The following is a 14220-nucleotide window of genomic DNA, read 5'->3' as shown; positions in this document are numbered from 1 at the left end:
GCCCTATTTTAGAGAACCGGAGCGCGAACGGGAGTGGGTCACCCGGGCCGAAACGGCGTCGAGAAGGCCGGCCGCGATGTTGAGCCCGTAGAGCTTGTCGAGCTCACGGATGCACGTGGGACTCGTGACGTTGATCTCCGTGAGGTAATCGCCGATCACGTCGAGGCCGACGAAGAGCAGGCCGCGCTCCTTGAGGGCCGGGGCCACCTGCCCGCAGATCCAGCGGTCGCGCTCGGAAAGGGGCGCGCCCACGCCGGTGCCGCCGGCCGCCAGGTTGCCGCGGAATTCGCCCGGCGCCGGGATGCGGGCGAGCGCATAGGGTACGGGCTCGCCGTCGATGAGGAGGATGCGCTTGTCCCCTTCGGCGATCTCCGGCACGAAGCGCTGGGCCATGATCGTGCGCGCGCCGTTCCCGGTCATCGTGGCGAAGATCACGTTGCCGTTCGGATCGTCGCGCCTGACCCGAAAAACCGATGCCCCGCCCATGACATCCAGCGGCTTCACCACGATGTCGCCGTGCTCGGCGGCGAACGCCCTTAGGCGGGCGGGTTCCCGCGTTACCAGGGTCGGCGGGATACACTGCGGAAAACGCAGCGCGAACAGCTTCTCGTTGGCGTCCCGCAGGCTGCGCGGCCGATTCACGACGAGAACCCCGAGCGCCTCGGCCAGCTCGAGGACGTGCGTGGTGTACAGGTATTCGAGGTCGAAGGGCGGGTCCTTGCGCATGAGGAGGACATCGAGAGCCGAAAGCGGGATGTCCGCCTCTTCTTCGAGCGCATACCACCGCGCCTTATCCTTATATACCGTCAGCCGCCGCGACCGCCCCCGCGGTTCGGGTCCCTGCAGGTAGAGGTCGCCCTGCTCGAAGTACGTCAGCTCCCAGCCGCGCGCCTGGGCCTCCCAGAGCATCGCGAGGGTGGAGTCCTTTTCATAGTGAAGGGCCCCGATCGGATCCATCACGACGCCCAGCCTGATCATGGGTGCGGGCCTTTGACTTCGTCCAGCTCTCGGGCCGCCGCGAGCAGGGCGAGGCGGGCGATGACGCCGTAGGCGTAGAAGCGGTTCGGCGTGGCGTCCGGCTCCTGGGTCGGGTCCGGAAAGGCGCAGGGGCCGGCGAAGGCGAGCGGCTGGAAATGCATGCCCGGGGCGTTCAGGTTCTCGTTGTCGCCGCGCTCGGTATGCACGCGGTAGAAGCCGCCGACCACGAAGTGTCCGATCATGTAGACCACCGGCTCGGCGTAGGCGTTCTCGGCGCCCCAGGTCTCCTGGGTGTAGACCCCTTCCTGCACCAGCACCTGCGTGACCGGCTGGCCTTCCTTGATGCGGGCCATCTTGTTGCGCTCCTTGCGGTTGAGCTCGCGAACCTCGTCGGGATGCTTCACGGTCATGATGGCCATGCCGTAGGTTCCGGCGTCGGCCTTCACGATCACGAACGGCTCCTGGTCGATGCCGTACTGCCGGTACTTGGCCCGCACGCCCTCGAGCACGGTGGCGACGTTCTCGATCAGGCAGTCCTCGCCGGCCCGCTTCTGGAAGTCGATCTCCCCGCAGTTGCGGAACAAGGGTTCGATCAGCCAGGGATCGATTCCGATGATCTCGGCGAACTCCGCGGCGATCCGCCGGTAGTGCGTGAAATGGGCCGACTTGCGCCGGTTGCTCCACCCGAGGGCGAGCGGCGGGACCACCGGCTGCGCCAGCCCTTCCAGGATCTCCGGGCGTCCCCCGGACAGATCGTTGTTGAGGAGCACGAAACAGGGGTCGAGATTCGGCAGGACGAGCTTGTCGCCCTCCCGCCGGAGCGGTTCGAGGAGCAGGTGACGGCCGGACGGGACGTCGACCGGACGGGGCGCGTCCAGGCCCGGCAGCAGCGATCCGAGCCGCACCTGCAGGCCGGCCAGCGTCAGAATTTCGACCAGCGCCGCCAGGCTCTCGTAATAGAAGACATTGCGGGTGTGGCTCTCCGGAACGAGCAGAACCGCGCGCGCCGCCGGACAGATTCGTTCCACCTCGGCCTGTACCGCCTGCACGCTGAGCGGCCGGAAGTCCGGGTTCAGGTTGTTGAAGCCGGCCGGAAACAGGTTGGTGTCGACGGGGGCCAGCTTGAAGCCGCTGTTTCGGAGGTCAACCGAGCAATAGAACGGGGCCGGCGTCCGCTGCCACTGGCCGCGGAACCACTGCTCGATCGCCGGCTGGCGGGCCAGGAGGTGGGACTCGATCTCGAGGAGAGGTCCGGTCAGGGCGGTGGTGAGGTGCGGAACGGCAAACCTGTCTGCGTGGCCCATCGAATCGGAGCGACACCGGGGTGGCGGACGCGAAAGCATATATGTTCGGGGGTAGGCGGGCCAGACGAGGAGGGCTGGCATAGATCATGCAGCCCAGTAGGCTGCCGCGGCCCGGGGCCCGGCTTCGGGGCGCGCTCGAACGTCGTCCCAGGGGCGCCCGGAGCGCGAAATGGAGCATGGTCTATAGTTTTCAGAAAGACCGCACGTTGGGCCGATGCATAGATTTAGTGCGGTCTGTGTGCTAACAGATTCATCACGATAGGCGACTCATTGCAGAAATTACATCGCAGGGCGCCGGAACGCGTCACGGCCCGCGCGTCGTCCCTGTAGTCCCGTTGCCGCTTCAAGCTCGGAGGGTGCGATCGCGTGGGTATCAAGGTAATGATCATTGACGACAGCAACACGATCCGGCGGACCGCGGAAGCCCTGCTCAAGAAAGCGGGCTACGAGGTGTACACCGCGTCGGACGGGTTCGAGGCCATGTCGATGATCACGGACAACCTGCCGGACATCATTTTCGTGGACATCATGATGCCGAGGCTGGACGGGTACCAGACCTGCCAGCTGATCAAGAACAACAAGCGATTTCGCGACACGCCCGTCATCATGCTGTCGAGCAAGGACGGGCTGTTCGATCGGGCCCGGGGGCGCATTGCCGGCTCCGAGGAGCACGTCAACAAGCCCTTCACGCAGGAAGAGCTGATCGACGTGATCAACAAGTACGTGCACTGAGCGCCCGGAAGGCGTCGGGGCCGAGGCACAAACACACAACGGGAGCAGGCATATGGCAATCAAGAACGTCCTGGTCGTCGACGACTCCGCGACCGATACGCACCTGCTGAGCGAGATGCTCAAGAAGCACGGCTACTCCGTGTCCACCGCGGCGAACGGCGAGGAAGGCATCGCCAAGGCCAAGAAGGAGAAGCCCGACCTGATTCTCATGGACATCGTCATGCCGGGGATGAGCGGATTCGAAGCGACCCGCTCGATCACGAAGGACCCGGAGACCTCGTCCATTCCGGTGATCATCTGCTCGACCAAGGGGCAGGAGACGGACAAGGCCTGGGGCCTGCGACAGGGCGCCAAGGATTATCTCGTCAAGCCGATCACCGAAAAGCTTCTCATCGAGAAACTGAAGGCGCTCTAGGTGTCTCGCTCCGGACAGGATCCGCTCGCGCTCCTGCGCAAGATCCAGCGGGAAAGCATCGAGCGTGGGCCCGGGCTGCCGCAGGAGGTGCAGGCGGCGGTACTGTGGTCCGGGGTCGGATTCCGGCTCGAGGACATCCAGCTGCTCGCGCCGCTGGACCAGGTGCTCGAGGTGCTGCCGTGCCCCGACATGACATGGGTTCCGGGCACGAAGGGGTGGGTGAAGGGCGTGGCGAACGTGCGCGGCAACCTGATCACGATCGTCGACCTGCCCGAATACTTCGGCAAGCCGCCGGTCTTCAAGGACGACCGGGCGCGGCTGCTGGTGATCAACGTTCCCGGTCTCCATGCGGGGCTGCTGGTCAACGAGGTGCTGGGACTGCGGCACTTCGACGAGGACACGGAGCGGCAAAAGCTGTCCGGAGTGGATGACCCGGTCATGACGCACGTGAACGGCGCATTCCTGCGCGACAACGTGCTTTGGGGTGTGTTCGACATTCAGGCGCTCGCCGAGAGCGCGACGTTCAGGCACGTGGCGGCCTAGCACATTCGACAAGAGGTGGATTATGGCAAGAGCAATAAAAGGCAACCTGATCGACCAGCCGTCGGAAGACGTGATCGACCTGGCGGACGACCGGATGGCGGACCCCGCCGTCGCGGCCGCCCCTGAACGCGCATCGTTCGCGAGCGGTTTCAAGGGCCTCGCGGGCGGACTGCCGTTCCTCCTCGCGGGGCTGGTCCTTTCGATCATCGCCGTCGTGTGGCTGATGTTCATCAACGCGCAGCGCGCCGAGGACGAGTCCAAGTACATCGAGCAGTCCTCGCAGCTCCTCATGCTCTCGCAGCGCCTGGCGAAGGACGCGCGGGAAGCCGTGCTGGGTCAGCCGGTGGCGTTCAAGACGCTCAAGGACTCGCGCGACCGCTTCGACCAGATCGTGAACACGCTCAAGAACGGCAACCCGGCGCAGAACATCCCGGCAAGCCCCGCCGAGACGACCGGAGCGCTCAGCGCCGTCATCAAGATGTGGTCGCCGAAGCCCAACGAGGGCATGCGCGCCCACGTCGACCAGATTCTGGGACAGGAGAAGTCGCTGTTCGCGATGCACGATCACGTGCTCGCGATCAACCAGATGGCGCCGCTGCTGCTCGCGGTGTCCGACGAGATCGTGGAGCTCGGCGCGGCGGCGGGCATGAAGCAGGAGCACCTCTACATCGCCGGCCGCCAGGGCATGCTCTCGCAGCGTATCGCGAAGGACGTGAACCTCTTCGCCCAGGGCGGCAACGAGGCCGCGGTCGCGGCGGCCCAGTTCGGGAAGGACGCGAAGCTCTTCAAGGACACCGAGGCGCGCCTGCGCGGCGTCGTCCCGCCGTCGCTCAAACCGAAGCTCGACGAGGCCTCCGAGATCTTCGCCGAAATGAGCGCGCACGTCGAAGGCATTCTCGGCAGCGCCGCCGAGCTGTTCGTGTCCCAGCGCGCGAGCCAGCAGGTGTTCGAGCAGTCCGACCCGCTCCTCAAGACCTCGCGCGAGCTGGTCGATACCTACACCGGCCTCGCCGCCGGCCGCGCGGTCATGCAGATCGCGACGGTGGTGCTCGGCGCGGTGGCCCTCCTCTTCCTCGGGCTCCTGGGCTACCGGCTGATCGCCGATGCCCGCCAGCGCGCGCAGGCGAGCGCCGAGCAGAACCGCATCACGCAGGATTCGATTCTCAAGCTGCTCGACGAAATGGGCGACCTCGCCGACGGCGACCTGACGATTCAGCCGGAGGTGACCGAGCAGATCACGGGCGCGATCGCGGACTCGATCAACTATGCGGTGCGCGAGATGAGAAACCTCGTCGCCCGCATCAAGAGCGCGGCGCAGCAGGTGGCGGTGGCGTCCGAGCACTCCCGCCAGACGGCGACCGAGCTCACCGAGGCGGCCCTCAAGCAGGCGGCGCAGATCACCGAGACGACCGAGCGCGTGAAGACCATGGCCCGATCGATGGAGGACATGTCGAAGAGCGCGGAGAAGTCGGCCGAAGTGGCGCAGGGCTCGGTGCAGACGGCGAAGCGCGGATCGGAAGCGGTGCAGAACACGATTCACGGTATGGACCAGATGCGCGAGCAGATCCAGGAGACGGCGAAGCGCATCAAGCGTCTGGGCGAGAGCTCGCAGCAGATCGGTGAAATCGTCGAGCTCATCAACGACATCGCCGAGCAGACCAACATCCTTTCGCTCAACGCGGCGATCCAGGCGGCGATGGCCGGCGAGGCGGGCCGCGGCTTCGCGGTGGTGGCGGACGAAGTGCAGCGCCTCGCGGAACGTTCCGCCGAGGCGACCAAGCAGATCGCCGACCTCGTGAAAACGATTCAGGCGGACACGAACGAGGCGGTCGCGTCGATGGAGCAGGCGACCCACGGCGTGGTCGAGACGACGCGCCTGGCCGACGCCGCCGGTCAGGCGCTCGGCGAGATCGAATCGGTGTCCGAGCAGCTCTCGACCCTGATCGTGTCGATCGCGCGCGACGCCTACCGGCAGTCCGAGACGGCGACGACGGTATCGACCAGCATGGCGAAGATTCAGGAGACGACGCAGATGACGTCGGCGGGCAGTCGCCAGACGGCGGAATCGATCGGCAAGCTGTCGGATCTCGCCCGCGAGCTGCAGGCATCGGTGTCCGGCTTCAAGCTGCCGGCGTGAGGCCGGTCGCTCCGCCGGCCGGAGGGCGGGCATCGGGCCGCGGGCGCGCCCCGGCCCGAAGGGGCGCAGCCGGCCGGAGACCACGGCGGAAGGCCGCCGGTGAACCTACCCATCCTTCCCCCTGACGGGGAAGGGGAGTCGGAAACAAGAATTCGATTGATCCGGTGAGCACGTTCCGCAAAGTCGACCCGAGCACCCTGGGCTGGGTCAAGAACGAGATCGACGAGAGCCTGAAGCAGGCGCGGCTCGCGCTGGAGGAGTTCGTCGAAAACCCCTCCGACCGCACGCGGCTGCGGTTCTGCATCACGCACCTGCACCAGGTCGTCGGTACCCTGCTGATGGTCGAGCTCGACGGCGCGGCCTTCATGGCGCGCGAGGTCGAGGCCCTGGCGGAGGCCGTGCTCGACGAGAAGGTCGAAGTCACGAACGAGGTGCTCGACGTCCTCACGCGCGGTATCCTGATCCTTCCCGATTACCTCGCGCGGCTGCAGTTCGGGCACGCCGATGTCCCGCTCAAGCACCTTCCGCTGATCAACGAGATGCGGGCCCGGCGCAAGGCCGAGCCGCTCGCCGAGTTCGAGCTGTTCCAGCCTGACCTCTCCGTCCGGCCGCCGGCGCCGGGCGGGCCGCGGGAACGTCTGTCGGACGCGGAGTACGCGGCCCTGGCCAGGAAGCTTCGGTCCACCTACCAGGCCGCGCTTCTCGATTTCCTTCGGGAACCGGACGGCAAGGAGCCGCTGCGCACGATCGCCGGCGTGATCGCGGAGCTGCAGGCGAAGGCGAACCTGGGCCTCGTCGAGCAGCTGTTCTGGGTCGCAGGCGGCCTGCTCGAGGGCATGATCGACGGCGCGCTGCCCGTGACGCCCGAGCGCAAGAAGCATCTGGCGCGCATCGATCAGCAGGTGAAGAAGGTCGTCGACGGCGCCGAGCGCTCGCTGCTGCGGGGCACGTCCGAGGCGCTCGTGCGCGCACTGCTGTACGAGATCGCGCAGGCCGGCCCCGGCGGACCGCAGGTCGAGCAGCTCAAGCGCGCCTTCGCGCTCGACTCCCTGCTCGCGCCAGCGGAGGACGAGCGACTCGACTTGCCCTCGCCGGAGGTGCTCGAGTCGGTCGCGAAGGTGCTCGGCAAGGAGATCGAGCAGGCGCAGGACAGGCTCGCTGCGGCCTTCGATTCCCGCCGGACCGACGAAGCCGCGCTCGCGCCGCTCCTCGACCTCCTGCACAAGATGGCGGGCACCCTCGAGATGCTCGGGGTGCCCCTGCTCAAGGATCTGCTCGAGGAGCTCTCGGCTGCGTGCCGGGCGCTCGCGGGCGGCCGGATCGAGGAGCCGGAAAGGGCCGCGATGCCGATGGCGCAGGCGCTCCTGCTCGTGGAGAACAGCGCGCGCGACATGCACCGATCGGCCGCGGACTGGCGGAAGCAGATCGACCAGGCCATGCAGGCGTTGCGTGCGCTGCATGCGCCCGACGCCGTGCCCTCGTCGGACGGCATCGAGGTCAGCGACGCCGAGCTCACCGAAACCGAGTTCAACCAGCTGCTCAGCGTGGTCGGCAACGAAGTGGGCGTGAATCTCGGCCGCATCGAGGAGGCGCTGGAGTCGTTCGCGGCCGCCACCACGCAGCTCGAACGGCTCGACGAGATCCCGCGGCAGCTCGGTCAGATCGAGGGTGCGCTGCAGATTCTCGGTCTGGAGCGGGCGGTCGAGCTCGCGCGCGTGACGCGCGGGCACGTCGAAACGATGCGGCGCGGCGAGATGCGGGTGGATCCCGCGCTGCTCGACGCCTTTGCCGTGTGTATCGGCAGTATCGGCGCCTACCTCGAGGGCCTGCGCGCCGGGCGCCGCAACATCGACGGTTTGATCGAGAGCGCGCTCGGCGAGATCGCCACCGCGGTCGAAGGCCGGTCTCGACCGGCCTCCGCCGCGTCCCCGCCCCCGGCCGACCCGCGCGCCGCCCTGAAGGAGTGGCTCGATCGACCCGGCGAGGCGGCCAGTCGCAAGGCCCTGGAGGGCGCGCTCGCCGGCCTTTCCCGCAGCCGAGCCGACGGCGAGAAGGCCGCGCGGATCGCGGCCGAGATGAGCCGCTTGATCGCCATCGTCTCCGAAGATCCCGACCAGCTGTCCGACGAGGTGCGGGCCACGCTGCTCGCTTCGTTCGAGACCCTGAGCCGCGAGGCGCCGGCCGGGCGTACCGAGCGGCCGGCCAACGTGGCGCCCGCGCCCGCCGCGGCGACGGCGAAGACCGCCCCGCCGGCCGGCGAAGACGACGATTTCGACGATGAGATCATGCAGATCTTCATCGAGGATGCGCGCGACGTGCTCGGCAACGTCACGCGGGAGTACGCGCGCTGGAGCCAGGACCACGGAAACCAGGGTGCGCTCGCCGAGCTGCGCCGGGGTTTTCATACGCTGAAGGGCAGCGGTCGCATGGTGGGCGCGTCCGAGGTGGCCGAGCTCGCGTGGGCAATCGAGAACATGCTCAACCACCTTCGCGACGGGAAGATCACGGTGTCGCCCGCCGTCATCGATGTGCTCGAGCGCGCCCAGGCGGTGCTGCCCGAGATGGTGGCCCAGCTCGAGGGCGGGCCGGCGCCTGCCGTGGATATCGAGGCTCTGCGCGGCGAGGCGCACGCGCTCGTGGGCGGAACGCCGCCCGCGCCCGCAGCGAAGGCGAAGGCAACGGCGGCCGCGAAGTCCCCGGACGCGGGCCAGACCGATGCCCTTCCGAAGCTCGACGGAACGCTGCTCGAGATTTTCACGAACGAGGCGCGCGGCCACCTCGCGACCATTCGCAAGGAAACCGCGGCGTGCCGCCAGGCGGGCGCCTGCCTCGTATCGCCCGCGCTCACCCGATCGATCCACACGCTGCAGGGCAACGCCCGTTCGCTCGGCATCCGCATGATGGCGGAGGCGTGCGCCGAGACCGAGAAGCTGTTCCACGTCATGAGCGCCGAATCGGTTCCGCTCGCCGGCGCGCACCTGGACATGCTCGACCGCTTCGCCGACGTCGTGGCGGAGCTCGTCGCCGCGCTGAACGACAGCGGCGCCGGGGACCATCTCGCCGGCCGCTTTGCCGAAATCACCCAGACGGCCCGCCGCGAGCACGACGCGTTCGTCGCGCTCGAGCGGCCGCGGCCGAGCGAGCCGGATTCCTCCATCCCGGTCGACGCCGAGGAGATCGAGCTGATCGCGCCGTCGGGCGCGGACGAACCGCCCCCGGAGCCTGCCCCGTCGCCCGATCCCGTCGCCACGGCGGCGGACACCGCGGCACCGCAGGAGCGGCATCCCGCCCCGTCGAGGCCGAGGTCGACGCCGGCCGCTCCGTCGGCCGAGGGCGCGCGCGCGGCGGTTGCCGACCAGATCGATCCCGAGCTCTTCGAGATCTTCCGCGAGGAAGCGACCGACATTCTCGCCGCCGTGGAGCAGGCGCTGCGCGCGTGGCGCGCGGCTCCCGAAGACACGGGCGTGGTGCTCGATCTCAAGCGCGCGCTGCACACCCTGAAGGGCGGCGCGCGCATGGCCGGCGTGATGAGCATGGGCCAGGTGAGCCACACGACCGAAACGCTGCTCCAGCACGTGGAGAACCGGGCGGTGCCGGCGAGCGCCGAGCTCTTCGACCTGCTCGAAGAGACGCACGACGTCCTCGTCGCGATGCTCGATCGCATCGCGGGCGGCGAACCGGCGGTGGGGACGGATTCGCTCGATGCCCGGCTCGCTGCCTTTGCCTCGGGCCGGCCGCCTGCCGCCGTCACCGCGCCCGTCGCCCCGCCGGAGGCGCCCCGGGACCGTGCGGAGCCGGCCGGTTCTCCGTCGGGTGCCCCCGGCTTCGTGCCCGAAGCCCAACGCGCGTCGGACGAGCCGGACACGGAGGCGCACATCGACCGCCGCGAGGCGGAAGCCTCGCCGGATGCCTGGCCCGACCGCCGCGAGCGCCGGGGCCAGATTCGCGTCAACACCGACCTGCTCAACAATCTCGTGAACTACGCGGGCGAGGTCTCGATCGCCCGCGCCCGCATGGAACAGCAGATCTACGGCTTCCGCGACAACCTTTCGGAGCTTTCGAGCAACGTCTCCCGTTTCAGGGAGCAGCTGCGCGAGCTCGAGATCCAGTCGGAGTCGCAGATTCTGTATCGGCTCGAGCAGCAGGACGAGGGCGCGCCCGACTTCGACCCGCTCGAGTTCGACCGTTTCTCGCGGCTGCAGCAGCTCTCGCGTCAGCTGACCGAGAGCCTGCACGACCTGACGACGATCCAGATGAACATGGGGAACTTCGTCGGCGAGGCCGAGACCGTGCTCGCGATGCAGGCGCGCATCAACACCGAGCTGCAGGAAGGCCTGATGCGCACGCGCATGGTCGAGTTCTCGACCCAGGCCGGCCGCCTGCGACACATCGTGCGCCAGACGGCGCGCGAGCTCGGCAAACGCGCGGAGCTCGTCTTCGCGGGCAGCGACGTGCAGATCGACCGTACCGTGCTCGAGCGCATGATCGGACCGTTCGAGCACATGATCCGCAACAGCCTCGACCACGGCATCGAGCCGGAGGGCGAGCGCGTCCGCAAGGGCAAGCCCGCGGGTGGAACGATCACGATTGCGACCGCGCAGGAGGGCAGTGAGGTCGTCATCCGGTTCTCGGACGACGGCGCCGGAATGGACACCGCCCGGATCCGCGCGAAGGCCATCGAGCGCGGCCTGATGTCCGCCGACGCGAGCCTGTCGGACGACGAGATCCTGCAGTTCATCCTGATCTCCGGCTTTTCGACGGCCGAGAAGATCACGCACGTCTCGGGGCGCGGCGTCGGCATGGACGTCGTGCACAACGAGGTGAAGCAGCTCGGCGGCTCCATGTCGGTCGAGACCGAGCGGGGCCAGGGAACCACCTTCACGATCCGCCTGCCGCTCACGCTGTCGATCGCGCAGGCGCTCATGGTCTACGTCGGCGACCAGCAGTTCGCGGTACCGCTGTCGTCGGTGGTGAACATCATCGAGTATCCCCTCGATCAGCTGCATCGCCTTTCGGTCGGCAAGAACCCGCTGCTCAATCACAACGACGAGGTGTATCCGTTCATGAACCTCGGCGCCCGCCTCGGTATTCCGGCCGGGGAGCCCACGGGCCGCAAGGTGCCGATCCTGCTCGCGCGCGCGGCCAACCGCGAGGTGGCGATCCAGGTGGACGGGCTCGGCGGCACGCGCGAAATCGTGATCAAGCAGCTCGGTCCCCAGCTGACGGAGATCAAGGGCCTCGCCGGCGCCACCATCCTGGGTGACGGCCGCGTGGTGCTGATCCTCGACGTGCCCGGGCTCTGGTACTCGGACGACACCCTGCACGTGGAGCACCGCGCCGAGCGCCCGCAGGTCGAGGAAGAAGTGCGCGAGCGCCCGGTGGTGATGGTCGTGGACGACTCGCTCACGGTGCGCAAGGTCACGGGCAAGCACCTGCAGAAGCGCGGCTTCGACGTCATGGTGGCGAAGGACGGCGTCGACGCGGTCGAACAGCTGCGCGACAGGGTTCCCGACATCATGCTCGTCGACATCGAGATGCCGCGCATGGACGGCTACGAGCTCACGAGCCGCATCCGCGCCGAGTCGCGGCTCAAGCACGTCCCGATCATCATGATCACCTCGCGCGCCGGGGCGAAGCACCGAAACCGGGCCTTCGAACTCGGCGTCGACGAGTACATGAGCAAGCCGTATCAGGAAGACGAGCTGTTCAGGAACATCGACACCCTGCTCGCGCGCGGGCGCGGCCGGTGAACCCGACGTAGGCGCGATCCGTGGCCGAGCTCAACCAGTATCTCCGCATCACGTTCAACGGAACGGGCGCGCTGCTGCCCAGCGGCGCGAGCGCGGCCATCGAGCAGCGCGACGCCCTGACCCCGAACGCGGGGCGCGGCAAGGTCACCGCCTGGCGCACGCACCGCGGCCGGCGGCTGCCCGCCTATTGCCTGGACCAGGCGCTGCAGCCCGTCCGGCGGGACGACTGGGTACGGGCGATATTCCTGGACGGCGTCGGGCTCGTCGTGGACGAGATCCAGATGCTCGGCCGCACGGAAGCCAGCGTGCAGCCGTTTACCCCCCTCGGCCCCGCGCCGACGCCCGTGGGGCACCTCTACAACGGCGCCTGGGTCGAAGGGCAGCGGGCAACGCTCGTGCTCGACCCCCGCGCGCTCGTCGCCTACCTGCAGGGGCTGGGGGAGTGACATGAAGCCGATCCGCGTCCACGAGCGCATTCACAGCCTGGAGATCCCGCTCGGCGGTTTCTCCCTGCTGCTGCCGAGCGCGGCCATCGCCGAGGTGACGAGCTACATCGCGCTCGACCCGGTTCCCGGCGGCGCTTCCTGGGTCCTCGGCGTTTTCGGCTGGCGTTCGCACGCGGTGCCGGTGGTCTCGTTCGAGGCGCTGCTCGGCCGTCCGGCAGGCGCGGTCTCCGCGTCCTCGAAGCTCGTCGTCTTCTATCCGCTGGCGGGGCGGCGGGCGTGGGAGTTTTTCGCCCTCCTGTCGGCGACCGAGCCGCGGCCCCGCGCGATCGATACCGAGACGGCCGTGCCGGCAGGGCCCGCGGAGCTCCCGGACACGCACTACATCGCCGCGGGCCTGCGCACCGAAAACGGTGTGCTCGCGATCCCCGATCTCGACGCCATCAAGGCGCTGTTCTATCCGCAGGCGGCGCATTGACGATCGGCGACGGGTCGCTGCCCGTCACGCGTTGCCGCACCGGCTCCGCTACTCCCGTGTTGCCAGCTCGATGCCTTCGCGGGCAATGCGCGCCAGGAGATCGATCTCCTCGAGGGCGATCACGTACGGTGGCATGAAGTAGACGACGTCGCCGAGCGGACGCAGGAGGGCGCCGCGCTCGAGTGCGTGACGATAGACGGCGCGCCCGCGCCGCTCCCGCCACGGATACGGCTCCCGCGCTTGCCTGTTCCTCGCCATCTCGATCGCGACGACCATCCCCGTCTGGCGCACCTCGGCCACGTGGTCATGGTCCCGCAGGTCCTCGGCCGCCGCGCCCAGGCGTGCGGCGAGCACGCGGTTTTTCGCGAGCACGTCGTCGCTTTCGAATATGTCCAGCGTGGCGAGCGCCGCCGCGCAGGCGAGCGCGTTCCCGGTGTAGCTGTGCGAGTGCAGGAAGGCCCGCAGCGTCGCATACTCGGCGTAGAAGGCGTCGTAGATCTCGGCAGTGGTGAGGCACACGGAGAGCGGCAGGTACCCGCCGGTCAATCCCTTGCCGAGCAGCAGGAAGTCCGGGGCGATCGCCGCCTGCTCGCAGGCGAACATCGTGCCGGTGCGGCCGAAGCCGACGGCGATCTCGTCCGCGATCAGGTGGATCCGATGGCGATCGCAGGCGTCGCGCAGGAGCGCGAGATAGACCGGGTCGTACATGCGCATCGATCCGGCGCATTGCACGAGCGGCTCGACGATGACGGCGCATGCCTCGTGCGCGTGGCGCGCCAGCGCCTGCTCCATGTGCGCGAATTGACGGCGGCTGTACTCGGCGCATGACTCGCCCGCTTCCCGGTGGTAACAGTCGGGAGAAGGCACGACGATCGGTTCGAGCAGCAGCGGTTCGTAGGTATCGCGATAAAGGCCCACACCGCCGACCGAGAGGGCGCCGAGCGTCTCGCCATGGTAGCTGTTCGCCAGCGAAACGTACTTCGTGCGCGCAGGCTCGCCGCGGTTTCGCCAGTAGTGGAAGCTCATCTTGAGCGCGATCTCGACGGCGCTCGATCCGTCCGAGGCATAGAAGCAGTGGGCGAGGCCGCGCGGCGCGATCGCGACGAGGCGCTCGGACAGCCGAACGACGGGCTCGTGGGTGAAACCGGCGAGGATCACGTGCTCGAGGCGCGCGAGCTGGTCCGCGATCGCCGCATTGATGCGGGGGTTCGCGTGCCCGAAGAGGTTCACCCACCAGGAGCTGATGGCGTCGAGGTAGCGCCGGCCGTCGTAGTCCTCGAGCCATACGCCCTCGCCCCGACGGATGGGTATCGGCGGGAAATCCTCGTGGTCGCGCATCTGCGTGCACGGATGCCACAGCACGCGGAGATCGCGTTCGGCCCATTCGCGGTTGGTCATGGGAAAAGGACTGTACCACGCGACCGGCGACGGACGACCGGT

General features: G+C 68.3%; 10 protein-coding genes. 7 read left to right on the top strand and 3 right to left on the bottom strand.

Annotated features, from left to right (window positions below; genetic code table 11):
- Positions 1 to 3: 3 nt before the first annotated feature.
- The gene (gshB, locus tag SVA_RS17180; RefSeq protein WP_096462374.1) at positions 4 to 978 is read right to left on the bottom strand and encodes a glutathione synthase; all 975 of its coding nucleotides are present in this window, start codon (positions 976 to 978) and stop codon (positions 4 to 6) included.
- Positions 975 to 2282 carry a glutamate--cysteine ligase gene (gene gshA / locus SVA_RS17175; protein WP_096462373.1) on the bottom strand — a complete coding sequence of 436 codons (1308 nt, stop codon included), beginning with the start codon at positions 2280 to 2282 and terminating at the stop codon, positions 975 to 977. The genes gshB and gshA overlap by 4 nt, the downstream gene beginning before the upstream one ends.
- Before the next feature lie 381 nt (positions 2283 to 2663).
- On the opposite strand from gshA, the gene SVA_RS17170 reads away from it, so the two are divergent.
- The 7 genes from SVA_RS17170 (at position 2664) to SVA_RS17140 (ending at position 12780) form a co-directional block, all read left to right on the top strand.
- Positions 2664 to 3014: a response regulator gene (locus SVA_RS17170; RefSeq protein ID WP_096462372.1), complete on the top strand. Its 351-nt coding sequence runs from the start codon at positions 2664 to 2666 to the stop codon at positions 3012 to 3014.
- 52 nt (positions 3015 to 3066) lie between these two features.
- Entirely contained in the window at positions 3067 to 3429 is a 363-nt protein-coding gene (locus SVA_RS17165; RefSeq protein WP_096462371.1) for a response regulator, read from the top strand.
- A complete protein-coding gene (locus SVA_RS17160) occupies positions 3430 to 3972 on the top strand; it encodes a chemotaxis protein CheW (RefSeq protein WP_096462370.1) in 543 nt (180 codons plus the stop codon).
- 22 nt (positions 3973 to 3994) lie between these two features.
- The gene (locus SVA_RS17155; RefSeq protein ID WP_148665534.1) at positions 3995 to 6109 is read left to right on the top strand and encodes a methyl-accepting chemotaxis protein; all 2115 of its coding nucleotides are present in this window, start codon (positions 3995 to 3997) and stop codon (positions 6107 to 6109) included.
- Positions 6110 to 6273: 164 nt separating this feature from the next.
- Positions 6274 to 11859, top strand: a complete 5586-nt coding sequence (locus SVA_RS17150; RefSeq protein WP_096462369.1) for an Hpt domain-containing protein — start codon at positions 6274 to 6276, stop codon at positions 11857 to 11859.
- 20 nt (positions 11860 to 11879) lie between these two features.
- Positions 11880 to 12305, top strand: coding sequence for a hypothetical protein (locus SVA_RS17145; protein WP_096462368.1), 426 nt, complete (start codon positions 11880 to 11882; stop codon positions 12303 to 12305).
- Position 12306: 1 nt separating this feature from the next.
- The gene (locus SVA_RS17140; protein ID WP_096462367.1) at positions 12307 to 12780 is read left to right on the top strand and encodes a chemotaxis protein CheW; all 474 of its coding nucleotides are present in this window, start codon (positions 12307 to 12309) and stop codon (positions 12778 to 12780) included.
- A gap of 48 nt (positions 12781 to 12828) precedes the next feature.
- Here the strand turns inward: SVA_RS17140 and SVA_RS17135 are convergent, their stop codons facing one another.
- The gene (locus SVA_RS17135) at positions 12829 to 14178 is read right to left on the bottom strand and encodes an adenosylmethionine--8-amino-7-oxononanoate transaminase (protein ID WP_096462366.1); all 1350 of its coding nucleotides are present in this window, start codon (positions 14176 to 14178) and stop codon (positions 12829 to 12831) included.
- Positions 14179 to 14220 lie beyond the last annotated feature (42 nt).

It is taken from the genome of Sulfurifustis variabilis (assembly GCF_002355415.1).
In the GTDB taxonomy this organism is placed as follows: Bacteria; Pseudomonadota; Gammaproteobacteria; order Acidiferrobacterales; family Sulfurifustaceae; genus Sulfurifustis; species Sulfurifustis variabilis.
This window is presented reverse-complemented; position numbering and strand designations above follow the sequence as displayed.

What these genes read in the sequence shown, in the direction of transcription:
- gshB (WP_096462374.1), bottom strand. Translation starts at nt 978, where the DNA reads ATGATCAGGCTGGGCGTCGTGATGGATCCGATCGGGGCCCTTCACTAT.
- gshA (WP_096462373.1), bottom strand. Translation starts at nt 2,282, where the DNA reads ATGGGCCACGCAGACAGGTTTGCCGTTCCGCACCTCACCACCGCCCTG.
- SVA_RS17170 (WP_096462372.1), top strand. Translation starts at nt 2,664, where the DNA reads ATGATCATTGACGACAGCAACACGATCCGGCGGACCGCGGAAGCCCTG.
- SVA_RS17165 (WP_096462371.1), top strand. Translation starts at nt 3,067, where the DNA reads ATGGCAATCAAGAACGTCCTGGTCGTCGACGACTCCGCGACCGATACG.
- SVA_RS17155 (WP_148665534.1), top strand. Translation starts at nt 3,995, where the DNA reads ATGGCAAGAGCAATAAAAGGCAACCTGATCGACCAGCCGTCGGAAGAC.
- SVA_RS17140 (WP_096462367.1), top strand. Translation starts at nt 12,307, where the DNA reads ATGAAGCCGATCCGCGTCCACGAGCGCATTCACAGCCTGGAGATCCCG.
- SVA_RS17135 (WP_096462366.1), bottom strand. Translation starts at nt 14,178, where the DNA reads ATGACCAACCGCGAATGGGCCGAACGCGATCTCCGCGTGCTGTGGCAT.